The sequence below is a fragment of the Streptomyces sp. NBC_01017 genome (genome assembly GCF_045162795.1).
GTDB classification, from domain to species: Bacteria; Actinomycetota; Actinomycetes; order Streptomycetales; family Streptomycetaceae; genus Streptomyces; species Streptomyces machairae.
On the sequence record NZ_CP108683.1, the window covers coordinates 9,210,502 to 9,231,435 of the forward strand.

General features: G+C 71.6%; 17 protein-coding genes. 8 read left to right on the forward strand and 9 right to left on the reverse strand.

Annotated features, from left to right (window positions below; all coding sequences use genetic code 11):
* Positions 1–6 precede the first annotated feature (6 nt).
* The 3 genes from OG331_RS42215 to OG331_RS42225 are packed head-to-tail and all read left to right on the forward strand — an operon-like array spanning position 7 to position 4,141.
* Positions 7–1,182: a thiolase family protein gene (locus tag OG331_RS42215; RefSeq protein WP_406207040.1), complete on the forward strand. Its 1,176-nt coding sequence runs from the start codon at positions 7–9 to the stop codon at positions 1,180–1,182.
* The gene (locus OG331_RS42220) at positions 1,179–3,227 is read left to right on the forward strand and encodes an AMP-binding protein (RefSeq protein WP_406207043.1); all 2,049 of its coding nucleotides are present in this window, start codon (positions 1,179–1,181) and stop codon (positions 3,225–3,227) included. Before OG331_RS42215 ends, OG331_RS42220 begins: the two co-directional genes overlap by 4 nt.
* Before the next feature lie 35 nt (positions 3,228–3,262).
* Complete coding sequence (locus OG331_RS42225) at positions 3,263–4,141, forward strand: MBL fold metallo-hydrolase (RefSeq protein ID WP_362379105.1); 879 nt, start codon at positions 3,263–3,265, stop codon at positions 4,139–4,141.
* Here OG331_RS42225 and OG331_RS42230 read toward each other — a convergent pair.
* From OG331_RS42230 to OG331_RS42270, 9 genes are read right to left on the reverse strand one after another with little or no spacing between them, the layout of a single operon-like run.
* Entirely contained in the window at positions 4,080–4,886 is an 807-nt protein-coding gene (locus OG331_RS42230) for a thioesterase domain-containing protein (protein ID WP_359053961.1), read from the reverse strand. The genes OG331_RS42225 and OG331_RS42230 overlap by 62 nt on opposite strands.
* Positions 4,883–5,992 carry an alpha/beta fold hydrolase gene (locus tag OG331_RS42235; RefSeq protein WP_406207046.1) on the reverse strand — a complete coding sequence of 370 codons (1,110 nt, stop codon included), beginning with the start codon at positions 5,990–5,992 and terminating at the stop codon, positions 4,883–4,885. The genes OG331_RS42230 and OG331_RS42235 overlap by 4 nt, the downstream gene beginning before the upstream one ends.
* A complete protein-coding gene (locus OG331_RS42240) occupies positions 5,989–6,240 on the reverse strand; it encodes a hypothetical protein (protein WP_328883286.1) in 252 nt (83 codons plus the stop codon). The genes OG331_RS42235 and OG331_RS42240 overlap by 4 nt, the downstream gene beginning before the upstream one ends.
* Positions 6,237–6,476 carry a phosphopantetheine-binding protein gene (locus OG331_RS42245; RefSeq protein WP_250081147.1) on the reverse strand — a complete coding sequence of 80 codons (240 nt, stop codon included), beginning with the start codon at positions 6,474–6,476 and terminating at the stop codon, positions 6,237–6,239. The genes OG331_RS42240 and OG331_RS42245 overlap by 4 nt, the downstream gene beginning before the upstream one ends.
* Positions 6,473–8,407, reverse strand: a complete 1,935-nt coding sequence (locus OG331_RS42250) for an HAD-IIIC family phosphatase (protein ID WP_406207050.1) — start codon at positions 8,405–8,407, stop codon at positions 6,473–6,475. The genes OG331_RS42245 and OG331_RS42250 overlap by 4 nt, the downstream gene beginning before the upstream one ends.
* Positions 8,404–9,426 (reverse strand): 3-oxoacyl-ACP synthase III family protein, encoded by a 1,023-nt coding sequence (locus OG331_RS42255; protein ID WP_362379112.1) that lies wholly within the window; start codon positions 9,424–9,426, stop codon positions 8,404–8,406. Before OG331_RS42255 ends, OG331_RS42250 begins: the two co-directional genes overlap by 4 nt.
* Positions 9,426–12,482, reverse strand: coding sequence for a type I polyketide synthase (locus OG331_RS42260; protein WP_406207053.1), 3,057 nt, complete (start codon positions 12,480–12,482; stop codon positions 9,426–9,428). Before OG331_RS42260 ends, OG331_RS42255 begins: the two co-directional genes overlap by 1 nt.
* Entirely contained in the window at positions 12,479–12,811 is a 333-nt protein-coding gene (locus OG331_RS42265) for an acyl carrier protein (protein WP_406207056.1), read from the reverse strand. Before OG331_RS42265 ends, OG331_RS42260 begins: the two co-directional genes overlap by 4 nt.
* Before the next feature lie 35 nt (positions 12,812–12,846).
* Positions 12,847–14,667 (reverse strand): fatty acyl-AMP ligase, encoded by a 1,821-nt coding sequence (locus tag OG331_RS42270; RefSeq protein ID WP_406207058.1) that lies wholly within the window; start codon positions 14,665–14,667, stop codon positions 12,847–12,849.
* A 393-nt stretch (positions 14,668–15,060) separates the two neighbouring features.
* On the opposite strand from OG331_RS42270, the gene OG331_RS42275 reads away from it, so the two are divergent.
* The 5 genes from OG331_RS42275 to OG331_RS42295 all read left to right on the forward strand — a co-directional run bounded on the left by OG331_RS42275 (position 15,061) and on the right by OG331_RS42295 (position 20,725).
* Positions 15,061–15,717 (forward strand): 4'-phosphopantetheinyl transferase family protein, encoded by a 657-nt coding sequence (locus OG331_RS42275; protein WP_406207061.1) that lies wholly within the window; start codon positions 15,061–15,063, stop codon positions 15,715–15,717.
* A 351-nt stretch (positions 15,718–16,068) separates the two neighbouring features.
* Positions 16,069–17,676 carry a DHA2 family efflux MFS transporter permease subunit gene (locus OG331_RS42280; protein ID WP_406207064.1) on the forward strand — a complete coding sequence of 536 codons (1,608 nt, stop codon included), beginning with the start codon at positions 16,069–16,071 and terminating at the stop codon, positions 17,674–17,676.
* Between the two features lie 5 nt (positions 17,677–17,681).
* A complete protein-coding gene (locus tag OG331_RS42285; RefSeq protein WP_406207066.1) occupies positions 17,682–18,368 on the forward strand; it encodes a TetR/AcrR family transcriptional regulator in 687 nt (228 codons plus the stop codon).
* Complete coding sequence (locus tag OG331_RS42290; protein ID WP_406207068.1) at positions 18,365–19,579, forward strand: alpha/beta hydrolase family protein; 1,215 nt, start codon at positions 18,365–18,367, stop codon at positions 19,577–19,579. Before OG331_RS42285 ends, OG331_RS42290 begins: the two co-directional genes overlap by 4 nt.
* Before the next feature lie 330 nt (positions 19,580–19,909).
* Positions 19,910–20,725 (forward strand): BTAD domain-containing putative transcriptional regulator, encoded by an 816-nt coding sequence (locus tag OG331_RS42295; protein ID WP_406207070.1) that lies wholly within the window; start codon positions 19,910–19,912, stop codon positions 20,723–20,725.
* Positions 20,726–20,934 lie beyond the last annotated feature (209 nt).

The window sequence follows — 20,934 nt, forward strand, 5'->3', positions numbered from 1 at the left end:
CCCCCGATGCCCGTAGACATCGCCGTCGTCCACGGGGCGCGTACCCCGATCGGCCGATACAAGGGCGCACTGAGCTCGACTCCCGCGCACCGGCTGGGCGCCCTCGTGATCCGCGAGGCGGTCGTCGGCGGTGGGCTGGACCTCGGCGCCGTGAGCGAGGTCGTCCTGGGCTGCGTGGGCCAGGTGGGCCCCGACGCGTTCAACGCCCGGCGTGCGTCCCTGGCCGCCGGGCTACCCGTGACGACCCCCGCGTACAACGTCAACAGGCTGTGCGGGTCCGGACTGCAGGCCGTCTGGTCGGCCGCGCAGAGCCTCACCCTCGGCGAGGCGGACGTCGTCGTGGCGGGCGGCAACGAGTCGATGACCCGTCAGCCGCTGCTCGACTACAGCGAACGGGCCCCCGACGAGGTGCCGGGAGAGCCGACCGTGGACGGCACCGTTTCCCTGGTCACCGACCCCTTCGGGCGTTACCCGATGGGCATGACGGGCGAGGTGGTGGCGGACCGGTACGACATCTCGCGGCAGCGCCAGGACGAATGGGCCGCCGAGAGTCAGCGCCGGGCCGCCGTCGCCGTCCGCGAGGGACGTTTCGACGAGCAGATCGTGCCCGTGGCCACCCCGGGCGGCGTCGTGGAGCGGGACGAACATCCCCGGCCCGGCACGACGGTGGACAAGCTCGCCGGCCTGGCTCCCGTGTTCTCGCAGAACGGCACGATCACCGCCGGGAACTCCGCCGGCATCAACGACGGCGCTGCCGCCGTGCTGATGATGCGCTCGGCCGATCTCACCCCCGGCGCCGCACCGCTGTGCCGGCTGCGCGACGCGGTCGTCACCGCGCTGGAGCCGGAGATCATGGGCGTCGCCCCGGCCGAGGCGATCCGCAGCCTGCTGCATCGCAACGGCCTCACCCTGGACGCGATCGACGTGATCGAACTCAACGAGGCGTTCGCCGCCCAGGTCCTGGCCGTCATGGACGGACTCAAGCTCGATCCGGACCGCGTCAACCCGAACGGCGGGGCGATCGCCCTCGGCCATCCCATCGGCGCTACGGGAACCGTCCTGTTGCTCAAGGCGGCTCACGAACTGCGCCGCACGGGCGGCCGGTTGGCCGTGATCGCCCTGTGCATCGGCGGCGGCCAGGGAATCGCCGCACTGATCGAGAACCCGGACGGGACCCGATGAGCGAGCACGTCTGGCACCCCACGCCGGAGTTCACCGAACACGGCAACATCGCGGCCTTCTGCCGCAAGCACGGCATCGAAGGCGGCTACCGCGAACTGCAGAACAGGTCCGTCACCCACCCCCAGTGGTTCTGGGAACGGGCTGCGGCGGACATCGGCATCGTCTGGCACACGCCGCCGACGCGCGTGTGCGACGACACCGGAGGCATCGCCTCCACCCGCTGGTTCCCGGGCGGACGCACCAACCTCGTGGACTCCTGTCTCCACCGCCATCTACGGCAGGGGCGCGGGCGGTCTCCCGCACTGCGCTGGGAGCGGGAGGACGGCACGAAGGGGGTTCTCACGTACGACGAGGTCGCTGCCCGCAGCGCCCGGGTGGCAGGCGGACTGCGCGCCCTCGGGGTCGTGGAGGGCGACCGGGTGGCCGGGTATCTGCCGGCCGGTCCCGAGGCCTTCGTCCTGCTCTTCGCCTGCGCGCGCATCGGCGCCGTGCTGGTGCCGCTGTTCTCCGGCTTCGGCACCGAGGCGATCGCCGTACGGCTTGTCGACGCCGGGGCGAGGGTCCTGGTCACCGCGGCGGCCGCCACCCGGCACGGCCGCCGGTACGACATGGAGACGGTGGCCCGTACAGCACTGGCAAAGGCCACGTGCGTACGTCATCTCGTCGTCGTTCCAGAAGAGCCGGGCGCCCCGCTGGATCCCTCCGGGCAGAGCCGCCGGAACATGCCATCCGCACCCGTAGGGGCGGGCGCAACGCCCCGTGCGTCGAGGCCCTCCTGGGCGGGCGACGTGTCGCAGGGCGAGCCGACCGCCTCGCCGGGGCCCGCGACGACGACCTGGCACCGGCTCTCCGGCGCCGAGCCTGCCGAGACCGTCTCGCTCCCCACCGGCACCCCCTTCCTCCTGCTGCACACGTCGGGCACCACCGGGCGCCCCAAGGGCGCGATCCACACCCACGGCGGCTTCCCGGTCCAGGTCGGCAGCGAGACCCGGTACAACCTCGACCTGCGGCCGGACGACGTGGCCTTCTGGGTCACCGACCCCGGCTGGATCATGTTCCCGCTCGTCGCCGTGGGCGCCACCCTCGCCGGCGCCTGCGTCCTGGCGTACCAGGGCACGATCGACCATCCGGACGTCACCCGCCTGTGGCGGCTGCTCGACGACCACGGGGTCACCGTCTTCGGCAGCTCGCCCAGCCTGGCCCGCATGCTGATGGGCCGCGACCCGAAGCATCCGGCGCCGTCCCGGTTGCGCGTCCTCGGCTCCACCGGCGAGCCGTGGACCGAGGAGGCGTGGCGCTGGTACTTCGCCGACTTCGGCGGCAAACGCTGCCCGGTGATCAACATCTGCGGCGGCACCGAGGTCGGCGGATCCCTGCTCGCCTCCGCGCCCACCCTGCCCCAGTCGCCGTGCAGTTTCTCGGGGCCCTGCCTGGGCATCGACGCGGCGATCGAGGACGACCAGGACACAGAGCCGCCCGAAGGACACGTCGGTGAACTGGTCGTGCGGCACTCCTGGCCCGGCATGACCCGGGGACTGTGGCGAGCGCGGGAACGCTTCGCCGACACCTACTTCAGCCGGAGGCCGGGCCGCTGGTCCCACGGCGACCTCGTCTCCCGGACCGGTGACGAGTGGTTCGTCCACGGCCGCCTCGACGACATCATCAAGGTCGCCGGCAAACGCCTCGGACCCGCCGAGGTCGAGGACGCCGTCGTCGGAGACCCGGCCGTCGCCGAGGCGGCCGCAGTCGGGATACCGCACCCCGTCAAGGGCGAGGCCCTGTGGTGCTTCGCGGTCCCGGCGGCCGGGCGGCCCCTCGGCGCACCGGAAGCCGAGCGGATCCGCGGACGGGTGGCCCACGCGCTCGGCCCCGCGTTCCGGCCCAGCCGGGTGGTCGCCGTACCGGAGCTGCCCAGGACCCGCAACGGCAAGGTGATGCGGCGGCTCATCCGCAGCCTCGTCACCGGCGAGGCGCTCGGTGACCTGTCCACCCTCGTCAACCCGGCCGGCCTCGACGCGATCCGTACCGCCCTGCAGGAACAGTGAAAGCGGGCAACCCGCCCACGGACCAAGGGAGTTCCATGCCGACGATCGACATCCTCCTGCCCGGCTTCGCCATCGACACCGACCAGGGCTATCCCGCCTTCTGCGGGGTGTTCCTGGTACGCGGCCCGGACGCCGCCGGACGGCACCGGAACATCCTCGTCGACGCCGCCCACGTCGGCCGCCGCCCCTTCCTGTGGAACGCGCTCGCCGCACACGGCCTCGACGCCGAGGACATCGACACCGTCGTCCTCACCCACGCCCACTGGGACCACGTCCAGAACATCGACCTGTTCCCGCAGGCCACCCTCGTCCTCCACCCCGACGAGCGCCGGTACGCGCACACCCCGCACGCCAACGACTGGGCCACGCCCGCCTGGACGGGGCTGCTCCTCGAACAACTCCCCGTCCGCGAGGTCACGGACGGGGAGGAGATCATCCCGGGCGTGGACGTCATCGGCCTGCCCGGCCACTCGCCCGGCAGCATCGGCGTGGTCGTGCAGACCGAGCGGGGGCGCGCCACCATCACCGGCGACGCCCTGCACTTCGCGTACGTCGCCCTCACCAAACGCAACCCCCTGGTCTTCTGGGACGCCGACCAGGCCGCCCGCAGCATCGAACGGGTCCTTACTGTGTCCGACGTGGTCTACCCGGGCCACGACCGCCCGTTCCGGCTCACGTCGGACGCCGGCATCGACTACCTGGAACCCTTCGCGCTCACCCTGACCGGACTGCGGCCCGACACCCTTGGACTCCGCTTCGCCGACGCCTCGTCACGCCCGCTGTGGGTCATGCCGGGCGTCAAGGAGCAGCCCAAGCTGTACGAGAAGAACGCCGACGAGATCCAACGACGCATCAACCGGGTGCCGAAGGTGGTGCGCCCAGTTCCGCGAGAAGCCGGGCCAGCGAAGGGCTGAGCCGGTCGAAGAACGGATCGGGTGCCTGGCGCGGAAAGAAGTGACCGCCAGGGACGGTGGTCATGCGGAAGCTGTTCACGTACCTCCCCCAGGCCCGCACCGCGCCCGGGGTGACGAGCGGGTCGTCGACGCCCGCGAAAGCCTCGACGTGGAGCGGCAGCCGGGCCCGTTCGTCGTCCGGGTCCGGCAGTCCCGCCCGGTGGTGGGTCGCGCAGACCCGCAGGTCGTCGCGGAGGATGGGCAGCAGCACCCGCAGCCAATCGTCCCGTCCGAGGAACCGCGGACTCAGCCCGCCGAAGTCCACCAGGAGACGGGCCAGTTCGTGGTCGTCGTACCGGTCGGGCGGCGGCAGCGACGGCGACACATACGGCGCCGCGTACGCCCCGAGGAACAGGGCCTCGGGAGGGCGGCCACCCTCGCGAAGCCGGGCCGCCGTCAGCGCGAAGGCCACCATCGCGCCCATGCTGTGGCCGTAGGCGGCCCAAGGCCCCTCGTCGAGCCGAGGCGCGAGATCGCGCCCGAGGGCCTCGACGACCTCGCCCGCGTCCTGGAAGCGGGGCTCGCGGTAGCGCGCCTCGCGGCCCGGCAACTGCACCGGCAGGACGTCGACGTCGAACGGAAGGCGACCGGGCCACGAGCTGAAGAACGAGGCGCCGCCGCCCGCGTGGTGGAAGCAGAACAGCCTGAGCCGGGCGCCCTCGCGGGGCGCCCGGCCGAGGCAGGACGCCGGAGCCGTAGTGGTCATGCAGGGGCTCCGGGCAATGTACGGGCGAGGCGGCGGCGTGCGCGCAGGACCCGGGCCCGGGCCGAGGCGGCCCGGCGGACGCCGCTCGCCGTGCCGGCCATGCGCAGCGCCTGCGACAGCAACCACAGCCGGGTCTCGGCAGCCTGGTCGGGCCGGCCGCCGAGGGCGTCGTTCTCGACCAGGCGCAGGTGCGGCAGGGTCTGCTCCAGCAACCGGACGTCGGACGGCGGCGCGACCTCGTCGTCGCGGCTCGCCGCGTACGCGACCGGGGTGCGCAGTCGGGTCAGCCGCTCCTCGTCGACGCCCCAGTCGGCGAGGGCGGCCGGGAGCCGGTCCACCGGCGTCCGCATCACATGGGACAGGGTCAGCGTCATCAGGCGGGGCAGCGGCGTGCGGTGCGCGGCGCGGGTGAAGAAGTCGCGCACCGGGGCCCCGGCGGTCGCCAGTCCCCGGATGCGATCGTCCTCCAGCGCGTGTCGCAGGGCGAGATGCCCGCCGAAGCTCAGGCCCACGACACAGGTACGGGAGGCGTCGGCGGCACGGCCGAGCAGGTCGAGGAGATACATGAGCATGCGCGTGCTGTCCGATCCGTAAGTGAGGGTGTTCTCGCCGACGCCGGGCAGTTCCGTGACCACGACGGCCGCGCCGAGCCGGTCGGCTCCGGCCAGCACCGGGGCCCACTGCTCTTTCGTACTGGTGACGCCGCCCAGAACGAGGATGAGCGGGAGACTGCTGCGCTGGGACAGCCCGGCGGCCCAGCAGGCGAAGCCCGCCCCGTCGAAGGGCAGATCGAGCCGGGAGATGCCGCGGACGCGTTTGCGCCAGCGGTCGAAGGCCTCCACACCGGCGTTCTGTGCCGCCTGCCGGCTCGGCCCATCGACGTACGGGAAGCGGGCCATCGTGTAGTAGCGAACCGCGTCCAGATCGCGGCCGCGTGCCTCGGCCGCCTTCGCGAGCGACGACCACACATGGGTCCAGACGCCGGGGCCTTCGCCCTTGGCGTCCTCATTGAAGTTCCGCATCACCCGGTGGACGACATCTCCGGGGATGCCCTGGGCGTACGCGTGGGGAAGGGCGAACCTACGCAACTCGGCTACGGGGATCACCGGGCCGTTCCTTTCTCTTCGGGGACACGTGCCTCTTCCGGGACACGCGCCGGGACCTCGGACGCGCCGCCGGTCCCCGGCCCGTTCCCACCGCCGGTGACGAGGCGGGCGAGGCCGGCCCGCATCCGCCTGCCGAAGCCGGGGGACAGGACGAGGTCCAGCTGGGTGTCGAGGAACAGGGCGCGGAAGTGCAGGCAGGCCTCGGGTTCGGCGGATACGAGTGCGGGATCGACCTGGGGCGTGGTCACCGGCCCGCCACCACTTCGTACATCTGCCGGAAGGTCCTCGTCTCCAGCATGTCGACCACTGGGATGCGTCGGCCGACGAGGTTCTCCACGACGGTCACCAGCCGCAGCAGCAGCACCGAGTCCCAGTCGGGGAAGTCGTCCAGGGGGCGGTCGAGGTCCTCGGCCCGGACCTGCAGGCCGAGTTCCTCCTCCAGGAGAGTGCGGAACTCTTCGGTGTCGGCGAGGGCAGTGGTCATGCGGAGTCTCCGTCGAACGGCCCGAACGCGGCTTGCAGCCGCAGATGGGTGGGGGCAGGGGTGATGTCGCCGAGGTCGTGTCGCAAGGTGACGGCGTCGGGGTGATCCGGATCGGTGCCGGTGACGGCGAAGCCGTGCTCGGCGTAGAAGGAGGCGAACGCGGAGTTGCGGGGCGTGGGCCGATAGCGGCCCGTCACGGCGCCCGCGCCGGTGTCACGGGCGAACTCCAGCACCGCCGTCACGCAGGCGCTCTCGATGCCCCGGGAGAACACCCGGCAGCTGAGGACGAAGTTGTCGATGCGCAGCACCTCTGCGTCGTGCCGCAGGAACAGGGCGCCGACCAGGCCGTGGTCGCCGAACCGATCGCGCGCCCGCACCGCGATCACGTGCAGCCCCGGGCGCTCCATCCGCGCCGACACCTGCGGGACCTGCAGGCGTTCGGTGGCCAGGTGGAACTGGTTGGTGCGCAGCGTGAGCTGGGAGACCCGGGCGATCTCCGACTCCTCCGGCGGCCGCAGGAGTACCTCCAGCCCGAGTCCTTCGAGATAGTCCTGGTAGGAACCGAAGTCCTCGCGGAAATCCTGCCGCAGGGCCTCGGTGCGGTAGCGGCCGGCCCGTTCCAGGTCGGCCTCGGTGAGCTCGAACAGGTCGAACCAGCCGTCGGCCAGCAGCGCCGAGGGGTGCAGGGCGGGCTCCTCGTCGACCCGGACGACGGCGACCTCGGGCAGCTGCTCGGCGACCAGCCCGCACTCGAAGAGGCTGTCGTCGACGAAGACGAAGCTGTCCAGGCCGAGCCCGAGCCGGTCGGCGATGTCGCGGAGATTGTCGTGCTTCGCCTTCCAGTTGGCGTTGACGCGGACGAAGTCGTCCTCGCGCAGCACCATGGCCGGATGGGTGCGCAGTGTCTCGCGCACCGCGTCGGTGTCGTTCTTGCTGCTGACCGCCAGCAGCACGCCCTGCGCGCCGAGTTGCCCGAGCACCCGCTGGAACTCCTGGAAGGCCTCGCCCCGCAGGCCGGAGCCGAGGTCGACGCCGCCGGGCCCGTCCTCGCCGAGCACCCCTCCCCACAGCGTGCCGTCCAGGTCCAGCACAAGACACTTGCGGGTGCGGCCCACGCGCGCGCGGACGACGTGGGCGGCCTCCCGGGCGTAGGCGGCGAGCAGCGCGTCGGACAGCCGGGCGCGGGCGTACTGCGCTGTGCGTGGATCGCACGCGGGAACGCCCTCGGCCACCAGCGGATCGAGGTCCACGATGACGACCCCGGGGTGCTGTTCGGCGAGGGACAGCAGACCGCGGTTGAAGTCCCGCCACACCGCGCCGAGCCGGGCGCGGGAGCGCAGGTCGACCAGCTGGTGGGTGTAACGGCGATGCAGGGGCACGGTGTTGAGGACGAGCAGGCCACGCCCGGCCTTCTGGTGGGTGCGCACGGCGCCGGCGACGAGCGAGAGCCGGGCCCGTGCCGCTGCCTCGACGTCTTCGACCCGCCAGGGCACGGTGACGTCGTCGAAGACCGTGTGCGCGTCGAGCAGACACAGCGTGAGTTGCGGCTGCTCGTCTCCGGCCGCCGCGGGCCGCATCAGGTCCTGCAAATAGGAACCGTACGGTGCGACTTTCGCCTCCAACAGCATCCCGTGCCGGGCCAGTTCGGCGGTGAGGGGGGCCACAAGGGGGGCTACCGTGGAGTGGCCCGTGACGGCGACCGTGACCACCGGCGCGTCGGCGTGGCGGCATACCTCCTTCGCATCGAGCCGGGCCAGCAGCTGGCCCGCGGCCGGCAGGTCGGTCGCGGGCATGCGTGCCAGCAGGGCCCGTACCCGTCCGTACTCCGTGGCGAGCGTGCCCGCCCGATGCAGGGCGCGCAGGGTGCCGAGAGCCTGGGGGTCGTGCCAGGTGCCGGAGGCGCCGAAGGTGCGGTTCCCGGTCTCGGTCATGAACGCTCCAGGGCGATACCCGACTTGATCCACTTGCTGGACTCGATGGCGACCGCGACCGCGCGCCCGGGGCCGTCCCACTGCCGCAGCAGCTCGGCGAGCTGGAGGAACGGCAGGGCGTTGCCGTTGTTCCCGACGGTGCGCACCACGTTGATACGCCGGGCTTCCGGGGCGGGCATGCCCGCGGAGATGCGGTCGCTCATCCGGCCGGAGAGCTGTGGGGGCAGCAGGAAGTCCACTGCGTCGGCGCTCCAGCCGAGGTCCTCCAGGAGCTCCCAGAACATCTGCCCGGCCATGACCGGCACCGCCTCCTCGATCGCCTTGTAGTCCTCGAAGACAGCCGTGCGGTCGCTGTGCCGGTCGCCGAGCCCGAACCAGTCGATGACCTGGCCGGGCTCCCGGCCCAGGCCCACCAGCCGGTTGAGTACCTGCCGGATCTCGATGCCCTGGCCCCTGGCCTCGGTGCTGAGCACGGCCGCGCCGGCCCCGTCGCCGAAGAGCACGTAGTTGACGAGTTCGGCGGAGGTACGGCTGCCAGGGTCGAAGTCCGTCTGAAGATGCTTGGCACACACGTCACCGCCGATCACCAGCGCGGTGGTGCAGCGTCCGGCCAGCAGCAGGGTGCGGGCCACGTCCAGGGCCTGTACGGCACCGGCGCAACCGGACTGGAGCTGGTACGTGGGGACGTTGTCGACGCCGAGCCGGTCCGCGACCAGGTTCACCGTGGCGGGCATCAGATGGTCCGGGGTGGCCGTGCCCAGTACGACGCAGTCGACGTCACCCGGCTCCAGGCCGGCCTCCGCCAGCGCCCGGTCGGCCGCGGTCGTCGCGATGTCGGCCAGGCTGTGCCGTATCTGGCCGGTCGCCAGGTCGACGGCGAAGTACCGGCTGATGTTGCCGGTGAACATCTCGGCCCATGTCTCGTCGACGCCGACGAGTTTGGCCAGGGTCGCGTTGTCCACCGGGTCCCCGGGCAGGCAGGTGCCGACCGAGGCCAGGTACGCGGTGGGAGGTGCCATCAACGTGTTCCTTCCATAGTCATGGGAAGGGGGGTGGCGGAGCCGTGGGGGAGTTGGCTGCGCAGGTAGGCGACCAGGTCGGCCACCGTGCGAAGGCTGGCGAGCAGGTCCTCGATCGGGAGCGACCCGAGCTGCGGCAGTGCGTCCTCGATTCGGGTCTTCAGCTCCATGACCCGGATCGAGTCGAAGCCCAGGTCCTCGTGGAGCCGGTCGTGGTCGTGCACGTGCTGCGGGTCGTGCCCGCCGACCCGACACACCAGACGGCGTGTCACCACGGCGAGGGAGTCGGGCAGGTCCCCCGCCGGGGCCGGCGGGCACGGTTCTCCGCGGTCCGCGCCACTCGGTACCGCGGCGGTGTCCGCGCCAGGGGGGACGGATGGCGTGGACGGTTCCGGAAGTCCGGGGGCGGCACCGGAGCGCCAGGACCGGAACGACTCGTCGAACAGGTACGGCGGCAGTCGGCGCGGAACCCGGTCCGCCGCGTCGTACAGCAGGTCCCAGTCCGGCGTGAGACCGGCGCACCACAGCTCCCCGAACAGCTGCTGGGGGCGGTGTCCGGGAGCGTGCTCCCCCGGGTGCGCGCTGTGCAGGCTCACGGCATGGTCCCCGTCCGCCCGCAACGTCGACAGCAGCGGGGTGAGCACCGCGCGTGGGCCGATCTCCACCACATGGGTGACGCCGGTGGCGAGGAGCGCGCCCGCGGCCTCGGCGAACCGGACCGGCTCGGTGATCTGCCGCGCCCAGTACGCGGCGTCCATGGTCTCCTCGCCGCTCAACTCACGGCCGTACACCGTCGAGAACACCGGGAGCGCCGGCCGCCGGTCGGACACGTCCGCGCACTCCCGGCGGAACTCCTCGACCACGGGCCGCATCAGCGGAGAGTGGAAGGCATGCGAGACGGTGAGCCGCCGGACGGACACCTTGTGCTCGGCCAACTCCTTCTCCACCGCGGCCAGTTCGTCGAGGTCCCCGGCGATCACGGTGCTGCGCCGGCCGTTGACCGCGGCCACGCCCAGCCGCGCCCACCCCACCAGCAGCGGTTCCACCTCCGTGGCGCCCAGGCTCACCGAGAGCATCCCGCCGTCCTTGGGCAGCTTCTCCATCAGCGCCCCGCGCCGGGCGACCAGTCGCGCCGCGTCCGCCACGTCCAGCGCCCCGGCCGCGCACGCGGCGGCGAACTCGCCGATGCTGTGCCCGATCACGTACGACGGCCTGATCCCGGCCTCGGTCAGGGTGGCGGCCATCGCGTACCCCACGGCGAACAGCGCGGGCTGGGCCAGCCGCGCGCGCTGGACCTCCGCGTCTCCGTCGAGCAGCTGGTCGCGCACGGACACTCCGGTGTGCGGGGCGAGCAGCGTGTCGATCTCCTCGAGGTGGCGCGCGTAGGCGGGGCACGACCGGTACCAGGACGCGGTCATACGAGGGTGCTGGGCGCCCTGCCCCGTGAAGGCGAACGCCACCGACGGCACCCCGCGCCGCCCGCCGTCCACCCGCGCGGTCCCCTCGGCGCGCTCCGCGGCCTTCCGCAACCCGGCGACCAGCGTGGGCAGATCGCCCGCTGCCACGGCCGCGCGGTGCGGCAGCCGGGACTTGACGCGGTTGCTGGTCCAGCACAGCTGCGCCAGCTGGCTCCCGGGACGGCGGGACAGGGCGTCGGCCTGCGCCAGCAGATTCGCGCGCAGCCGCTCCGGGGTGCGGGCGGAGAGGGTGAACACGCCCGGTGCCGCGTGCTGGCTGTGGTGGACCGCGCGGGGCGCGGAAGCCAGCACCGCGTGCGCGTTGCTGCCGCCCATGCCGAAACTGCTCACCGCGGCGTGCACGGTGCCGGACGGCAGCTTGAGCGGCGACCTCAGCAGGGACAGCCGGCGCCCGGACAGATCCAGTTTCGGGTTCTCGTCGTCGGCGAACCGACTCGGCGGCACCGTGCGGTGGTGCAGTGCGAGGACGGCCTTGATGAGCCCGGCGATCCCGGCCGCGCCCTCCGCGTGCCCCAAATTGCTCTTGACCGAGCCCAGCGCGACGCTTCCGCCGCCGCGGCCACTGGTCAGCTCGCCGAGCGCCTGGGCCTCGATGAAGTCGCCCAGCAGGGTCCCGGTGCCGTGCGCCTCCACGAAGCGGATGTCATCGGCGGTGACGCCGGCCCGCCGCCACACGGACTCGATCAGCTGCTGCTGCGCCCAGCGGTTGGGCGCCGTGATGCCGTTGCTGCGCCCGTCCTGGTTGATCCCGGTCTCCTTCAGCACGGCGTACACCGGCTGGCGGTCCGCCAGGGCGTCGCTCAGTCTGCGCAGCACCAGCACCGCCACGCCCTCGGCCCGTCCGATCCCGTCGGCGGAGGCGCTGAACGGCTTGCAGCGGCCGTCCGGTGCCGAGAGGCCGGCCTGGGCGTAGAAGATGTTGATGACCGGCGTCATGATCAGGTTGGTGCCGGCCGCGAGGGCGTGGTCGCACTCTTTGGCGCGCAGCGCGTTCACCGCGAGGTGGACGGCTACGAGCGAGGAGGAGCAGGCCGTGTCCACCGCCAGGCTGGGGCCCTTGAGGTCGAGGTGGTACGAGACGCGGTTCGCGCCCATGAAGTAGCCGTTGCCCGAGCCGTAACGAGCGGTGATCCGGTCGTAATCGGCGAGTTGCAGGAACGCCCACTCGTTGGCCATCACGCCGACGAACACGCCGGTCTCGGTGCCGGCCAGGTCCTGCGGAGCGAGCGCGGCGTCCTCGATGGCCCGCCACGAGCACTGCAGTAGCAGCCGTTGCTGCGGGTCCATGGCGGTGGCCTCGCGCGGGGCGATCCCGAAGAAGCCGGGGTCGAAGGCATCGGGGTCGGCGATGAAGCCGCCGCGCACCGAGTTGCTGCGGCCCCGCGGCCGGGCCTCGCGGGCGCTCTGCGGGGCGGCCGACGGAGGGGCGTAGTAGCGGTCGGCGTCCCAGCGCTGTTCGGGCACGCGGTCCGTGCCGTCGCGTCCGTCCATGAGGAGAGACCAGAACTCCTGGGCGTTGCGGGCGCCGGGGAAGCGGCAGTCGAGGCCGACGACCGCGATGGGTTCGCGTTCGGTCATGAGGGCTCCTCGTCGTGCTTCGTCTTGTCGGCCAGGCGCTCGGCGAGGTGACCGGTGATCGCGTGGACGGTCGGGAAGTCGTACGCGATGGTGGGGGCGACCGCGAGCCGGTAGTGCTGTTCGATCTCGCCGCAGATGCTGATGGCCGCGACCGAGTCGATGCCGTAGTCGGCGAGCGGGGTGTCGGGGTCGATCTCGTCGCACGCCCGGTGCAGGTGGAAGGCCACCCGTTCGGTCAGCCACAGCTCGAGGTCGGGGGCGTTCCCATGCGGCAAGGAACGGTCCAGGGGTTGGGGGGTGGCGGTACGCGTGTCTGGGGCGATGCTCATGGCGTACTTCTTTCTCGGGATCTCGGACGCGGATCTCAGGGGCGGGGAGACACGGCGGCGGTGGGCGCGGGTGCCGCGTCCGTGGCGGGCAGCAGGGCGACGACCGCGGGTGCCAGGCGCTGGTGCAGCACGGGCAGGCCGCCGTCGAGGAAGAGCCGCCGCATGAGCGTGCGCTGCGTCTTGCCGCTGGTGGTCTTGCGGATCACCCCGGGCCGTACGAGCACCACGCTCACCGCGGGCAGCTGGAACTGGCGGCTGAGCAGCGCCTGCACGGAGGCGGCGAGGCGGGCCAGGGCCTCCTCGTCGCTGGTCGCCCAGGCCCTGAGCTCCTGCACCACGACCATGTGGGCGCGTTCGGACGCCTCGTCGGTGACGCTGAACACCGCGCCGCCGCCACGCCGGAACGCGTCCCCGGACTCCTGAACGGCCTGCTCGATGTCCTGCGGGTAGAGGTTGCGGCCGTGCTGGATGAGCATCTCCTTGATCCGCCCGGTGACATAGAGCTCCTCGTCGCGCAGCGCCCCGAGGTCGCCGGTGCGCAAGTAGCCGGCCCGGCCGTCCGCCGTCACCGCCCGGAAGGTGTCGGCGGTGAGCTCGCTCCGGTTCCAGTAGCCGGCGGCCACCGACGGTCCGCGCAGCCAGATTTCGCCGACCTGCCCGCCGGGCAGCACCCGCAGGGTCATCGGGTCCACGATCAGCACTTCGGTGTCCTTCGGGCGGCCGCAGCTGACCAGGGTGCGGCTCAGGCGGTCGGTGCGGGCGGGACGCAGCTCGTCCTGCTCCAGGGCCTGGGCGTCGACGGCGAGTTCCAGGTGCGGCGACTCGGGGTCGTTGCCGGAGACCAGCAGCGTGTTCTCGGCCAGGCCGTAGCAGGGCAGTACGGCCTCGGCGCGCAGTCCGTTGCCGGCGAACCGCCGGACGAAGGCGCGCAGGGTGTCGGCGCGCACGGGCTCGGCCCCGTTGAGCGCCACCCGCAGGCTGGACAGGTCCAGCCCCGCCGACTGCTCCTCGGAGACGCGCCGGACGCACAGCTCGTAGCCGAAGTTGGGCGAGGCGGTGCCCTCCACCCGGTAGTCGTGGATCATGCGTAGCCAGCGCCCCGGCTGTTTGATGAACGAGATCGGTGACATCTGCACACTGGTGCCTCCCACCCACAGCGGCTGCAGCGTCATGCCGATGAGCCCCATGTCGTGGTAGAGCGGCAGCCAGCTGCCCGCCACGACACCCTGCGGCGTCTTCATGGCGGAACGGATCGCCTCCTGGTTGGCGGCGAGATTGGTGTGCGTGACCATCACGCCCTTGGGCTCGCTGGTGGAGCCGGAGCTGTACTGGAGGAAAGCCACGTCGGTGCCGCGTACCTGGGGCGGGGTCCACAGGTCCGGATCGGTGCCGTCGTCCTCGTCGGCGCCGGTTGACAGGCACACCACGTCCTGCTCCCCCGAGGCGGCCAGCCAGGCGCTGATGGCCTGCCGGTACTGGGGGAGGGTCAGGACCGCTCCCACCTTGGCGTCCCGCAGGATGCCGCTGACCCGGGCCAGCCGTTCGCCGGGCTCGTCGGGCAGTGGGGCCGGAATGGCCGTACGGCCGGCGTAGAAGCAGCCCAGGAAGGCTGTGACGAAGTCCAGGGTCGGCGGGTAGAGCAGCAGGACCGGGCGAGAAGGGTCGCCCTTGGACGCTTGGCGCAGCCGGGCGGCCACGACGCGGGCCCGCCGGTCCAGTTCGGCGTAACTGAGCTCCTCGGGCCTCATCCCCAGGCCGTCCTCGTGCAGGTACACGAAGGCGGCACGGTCGGGATGGCGTTCCACGCCGGCTCGTACGGCGTCCGTCAACGTTCGGGGGTCAGGCTGGTGAGGCACGGGCTGTCCTTTCCGCGATTGGTACTGGTGCGGTGTGGAACCTTGGGGAGGCACCGCGTGCCACCCGGTGACATCAGCCTTGAGGTGCCGTGAAAAGGAGACGTAAAGCGAAAATTGGCGCGCACGTCACGGGTTTGGGGGCCTCCGGGCGGTCGTTGTCCGAGCGGATACAACGATGGGTGCGCGAACTGGCACAGTCGGTGCTGGCACGCAGTGCCTACCGAGGCGACCAAGGAGACGGCGATGGTGGATTCGGACGCGGCATTCGAGGGGGCGGCCCCCGGGGGCTCGTTACCTGATGGGGGGCCGCTTCCCGGTGGTTCCCCAACTGGCGGGAGACCGCTCCCTGTTGGCCCTTTGCCCGCGGTGGGCTGGCGCGCGGTCCATGAGGCCGTGCTGCGGCACGGATACGCGGTCTGCCACGGCCGGCTGGACGACTGGGCAAGCGGAGGGGGGATGGTGTCGGCCGTGCGTGAGGTGCTCGGCACGGACTGGCCGCGCTACCGGACGGCGCGCGAACCCCTCGTACGGGCAAGGCTTTTGGGCTCCCGGTTGCTGCTGCGCCACGCGGTGGCCGTCGTGGCGGGCACCGCACCGGACCGGGTGGTCGTGGGCCGTGACGGCCGCGGGCGCCCGGTCCTGCACCGACCCGCCGGACTGGATGTGGGCATCAGTCACACAGCCGGGATGCTGGTGGTCGGGGTCGCCCGCGGCCGCCGGATCGGCGTGGACGTCGAGGCCTCGGACCGCTCCCTGCTGGCACCCGGACTCGCCGAGAAGTTCTGCCACCCGGAAGAACTGGCGGAACTGTGCGGGCTGCCGCCGGCCGAGCGGAACCTGAGGCTGGTACGCCTGTGGACGCTGAAGGAGGCCTACACGAAGGCACTCGGCGTTGGCCTGGCGCACGACTTCTCCCGCCTGCGCCCCCGGCCCGAACCGCCGGACGGCGGCTGGCGGTTGGACCGAACGGCAGGAGGCTGGCACCTGCGCTGCGAACAAGTCGCGGGCCGCTTTGTGGTCGCCAGCGCGCTGGGCCCGGAAGGCGGGTAGCCCGACTGCGCGCCTCACCGTACGACGGTCTTTCGGCAACGGTCCGGGATCGAAAGGCGGTGGCCGACTGTCAGGGCGCCCGGTCCGCACGGCGGTTGTTCGGCCACACGCCGGCCCCGGATGGGCGGTAACTCGCCAATTGATGAACGGCTGGTTGCTCGGCAGTGCGCCGGGACCGGACGGCCCGTGACGGCTCGCGGAAGTGCGCCCCAGCGGGGAGCCGGCAATCGAGTCAACGATGATTCGATACACCGTTGACTCGATTGCCCGCCAGGTCTAGCGTCGACAACACACGGCAGTAGAACGGCACTCGGCTCACGCACCCCCTCTTCCTTTCGAGGAGCGGAATCCGTGACATCTCAGCCCCGCCTCAAGCTCGCCGAGCACACCCCGCAGACCGCGCACCCGCACCGGTGGCGCGTCCTCGCGGTCCTGCTGGTGAGCCTCCTCCTCGTCGTCCTGGACACGTCGATCCTGAACGTGGCCCTGAAGACACTCGCCGAGCCGGCACCCGTCGGCCTCGGGGCCAGGCAGAGCGAGCTGCAGTGGTCGATCGACTCCTACACCCTCGTCTTCGCCGTCCTGCTCTTCACCACTGGCGTCCTCGCCGACCGCTGCGGCCGCAAACGCACACTGCTCGCCGGACTCGTCGTCTTCGGCGGCTGCTCCCTGTGGTCCGCCTACGCCCACAGCGCCGACGAACTGATCATCGCCCGGGCCGGGCTGGGCGTCGGCGGCGCCCTCGTACTGCCCGCCACCCTCGCGATCATCATGGCCGTCTTCCCGCCCGCCGAACGCGCCAAGGCCATCGGCGTCTGGGCCGGCGCCGCCGGACTCGCCGTCGCGCTGGGGCCCATCACCGGCGGTGCCCTGCTCGAACGGTTCTGGTGGGGCTCGGTGTTCCTGATCAACCTGCCCATCGTCGTGATCGGCGCCGTCGCCACCCTGTTCGTCGTACCCGAGTCCCGCGATCCCGAGCGCACCGGCTTCGACCCCCTCGGCGTCGTCCTCTCCGTGGCCGGCCTGACCGTCCTGGTGTACGGCGTGATCAAGGGCGGCGAGTCGGACGACTGGGCGGACGCCACGGTCTGGGGGTCGATGCTCGGCGGCCTCGCCGTCCTGGCGCTCTTCATTCTCTGGGAACGCCGCAGCGCGCGCCCCGCGCTGGACCTCGCCCTCTTCCGGAACCGCCGCTTCTCCGCTGCCGTGACCGTGATCGGCCTGGTCTTCTTCGCCCTGCTCGGCGCCACCTTCTTCCTAATCTTCTACCTGCAGAGTGTCCGTGGTTGGACCCCGCTGGAGGCCGGCTGCCTGCTGCTGCCCCTGGCCGTGGCCCAGTTGGCGTTCTCGCCGCCGGCCACGCTCGCCGCCAAGCGCGTGGGGGTCCGGCCGGTGTGTGCCGGCGGCATGCTGCTCGCCTCGCTCGCCTTCCTCGCCGTGGCCACCATGGACGAACACACCGAGGTCTGGGTCATCGAGTCCGTCCTCTTCGTCATGGGCATCGGCATCGCCTGCGTCATGCCCCCCGCGACATCCGCCGCGATGTCCGCCGTAGCCCGGGACCGCGCGGGCACCGGAGCGGCGGTCAGCACCACCTTCCGGCAAGTGGGCGGCGCCCTCGGCGTCGCGGTCCTCGGCTCGGTGCTCTCCGTTGCCTACCGCTCCCGGGTCGAGGACCACCTGACGCCGCTGCCCGCCCCGGTCCGTGACACGGCGCGGGAGTCCGTCGCGGCCACCCTCACCGTCGCGGAGAAGCTGGGGGCGCCCGGCTCCGCGCTCGCGGCCCGCGCCGTCGACGCGTTCGTGTCCGCGATGCACCTCACGGCCCTCGTCGCCGCCGGCGTCACCTTCCTCGGCGCCCTCGTCTGCCTGCTGCTCCTGCCTTCCCGTACGGCAGCCGGGACGCCCGGCGCCGAAGAGCCGACCGCCAACAAAGAGGTCCACACCACGGAGGTCTGAACCGCATGCCGCCACACGTCGAACGTCCGGCGGCCGCCCCGGGACACACTCCCCGGGGCGGCCGCCGGCGCGACCCCGCCGCCGACCGGGCGATCCTGGACAGCACGCTCGGCCTGCTCAGCGAGGGATGCAGCTTCGGCGACCTGTCCATGGACCTGGTCGCCCAACGCGCCGGCGTCGCCCGGGCCACCATCTACCGCCGCTGGCGCAACAAGGAGGAGCTGGTGCTGGCCGCGCTGAGCACCCTCGATCTCCCCGTGCCGCCGCTGGCAGGACTCGGCCTGCGGGACCAGCTGGTGGCCCTCGTGGACCAGCTGCGCCACCGCGGCCAGGACACCAACCTGCACCGCCTGATCGGCAGCCTGCTCGGTGAGGCGGTGCGCCGCCCGCAGCTGGTCGAGAGGTTCGAGGACACCGTCGTCGCCGCACGACGCGAAGCCATGCTGCGGGCGCTGCGGCACGGCGTCGCGAGCGGTGAGCTGCGTGCCGACCTCGACCTGAACGACGCGGTCGAACTGCTCACCGGTCCGATGGCCGCTCGGCTGATCCTTCGTCAACGCCCTGTGGAATCAGTGGCGTTCGCCGAGTCGATCGTCGACACGTTTCTGAACGGAACCCGCACGACCCGTGCCGGGACAGGCCTCGGCACGGCTCCGGATCACCTCCCACCACCACAGGAGCCGCTGTCATGAAGTTCCTCTTCGACGACCCCGCCTTCGACTACCAGGCGCTGCGCACCGCCGGTTACGCCGATTACGGCGGTGCGCAGCTCGGCGAGGTCGTCGCAGTCGCCGCACACATCCCCGACGGCGACACCGAAGCCTGGCGGCACGCGTGGGCCACTCTCGCCGAACGCGTCCACCGGCTGGGCACCGCAGCCCGCGACGAGGGCCGCACCGTCGGCGCCCGCTCCGCCCTGCTGCGGGCGCACAACTACTACCGGACCGCCGAGTTCTTCCAGCGCGAACAACCACGGGACCCGGAGGCCCTGCGACTGATGCGGCTGTCCCGGGAGACCTTCGCCAACGCGGCCGAACTCATGGACCGGCCGCCGGAGTTCGTCCGCATCCCCTACGAGGACACCTCACTGCCCGCCTACTTCTACCGGGCGGACGACTCGGGCGAGCCCAGGCCGACCATCATCCACCACGGCGGCCTCGACTCCACCGTCGAGGAGGGCTACTTCTTCGTGGCGGCGGCGGCCCTCGCCCGCGGGTACCACTGTCTGTGCTTCGAGGGGCCCGGGCAGGGGTCGGTGCTGCGCGAGCAGGGGCTGGTCTTCCGCCCCGACTGGGAGAAGGTGGTCACGCCGGTCGTGGACCACGCACTGTCCCTGCCCGGCGTGGACCCCGGCCGTCTGACGCTGATGGGCACCAGCCTCGGCGGCCTGCTGGCGGTGCGGGCCGCGGCGTTCGAGCACCGGCTGGCCGGCTGCGTCGCCCATGACGCGGTCTGGCAGCTGGGCGACGTCGTGGGGCTGCCGCCGTTTGTCCTGGAGTGGGTCGAGCAGGGATGCGACGACTTCGCCGACCCGGTGATGTGGGGGATCGCCGCCCGGCAGACCTTCACCCGCTGGCTGCTGCGGCAGACGCTGTGGACCTTCGGCGCCGACACCCCGTCCCAACTGCTGCGCAGGCTGACCGCGTTCGGTCTCTCGGAGGTGATCGGCCAAGTGCGCAGCCCCGTGCTCGTCCTCGACGCGGAGGAGGACTTGTTCTTCGCCGGTCTGGAGCACGCGAAGAAGGTGTACACAGGGCTCAACTCGCCCAAGACGTTGCATGTGTTCACGGCCGACGAGGGGGGTGGGGCGCACTGCCACTCGGGTGCGATGCGGCTGTTCCACGAGCGGCTCTTCTCCTGGCTGCTGGAAACACTCGGGGCGGACCGGCCGGCGGCGGCCTGACCGGCGGCCGCCCGACCGGCGGCGCAGACGCGAGCATGCTCTCGGCCCGGACAGCCCGGCCCGCTCACCGGCGGGCCGGGCTTTTGGCTGAATGTCGTTCGGCCGCCCGGTAGGCGGCGGTGGATATTTCTTCGGCCGCCCGTATCCGGGTCTTTGGATTTTCATTCTCCTTAATGGCTGTGTAACGGAACGGACTGGCAACATGCAACGACCTCGCATATGCTGCACGGCATAGCAGTAAACTGCTGTCCATATGGGGCCCCATGCCTGGGGTCGAGCGGGGGAACCGGAATATTTATTGAATGCGTTTCGCGCATTCGGGGGGTTGTCGTGTCCGTGCCCTGTTTACAGGCCGACCTTGCGCTCCGCTACGAGCTGCTGGGGCGGCTGCGGGTCACCCGTGGCGGAGTCGACCTGACGCCCGAGCAGCCCAAGCTCACCAAACTGCTCGCCCTGCTGCTGATCAGGGCGGGCAAGACCGTACCGGGGGAGAAGCTCGTGGCGGAACTCTGGGAGCAGGGTCCGCCGCGCTGCGCCTTCGCGAGTCTGCGCGTGTATGTCTCACAGTTGCGGAAAATCCTGAACGGACCCATAGGAACGTCTCCGATCGCCACGACATCGCCGGGATACATCCTTGATGTGAGCGGCGCCACAACAGATTTCCAAGAATTCGAAGTGCTCTACACTCGTGGCCGAGAACGATACGGAGCGGCCGATTTTCTGCATGCCTCCGAACTTCTCCGCAGGGCGTCGTCGCTGTGCCGGGGGCCTATTCTGGAGGGAATTCAAGGGTCGTTGGACATCGAATCGTTCGCGGCCGTGCACGAGGAAAAGCGGCTGAATTGCACCGAGCTGAGCATCGACTCCACGCTGGCACTCGGTTGCCATCACGAGGTGATCGAGGACCTGAAGGGCCTCCTCGTCAGGCATCCGCTGCGGGAGCCCTTCTACCGCCAGTTGATGGTCGCCCTGTACCGGGCGGGCCGTCAGGGGGACGCGCTGGGGACGTACCGCAGCGCCCGCCGGGTGATCAGAGAGGAGCTCGGCGTCGAGCCGGGGCCCACCCTGCGCCTCGCCCACGAGGCCATACTCCGGGCGGATCCGGCACGCTTGGAGGCCGCCGGCGTCATCCCCGCCATCCGCTGAAACGCGGGGCCGCGCACCCGTGCGTGCTTTATACGTCATTTGCAGTCGCTTAACTGCCCATGGATAGCGTGCAGTTGACCCCCGCACCAGCGGGGGGAGCTGGGATGCCGTGCTCGGCCGTGTACGAGCCGGCACCGGCCACGGTGCCGTGACCGTGGCCCTGGTGCTGGTCTCGGAAGTCCGTCGAACCCAATGCTGTGGCTCTTCGG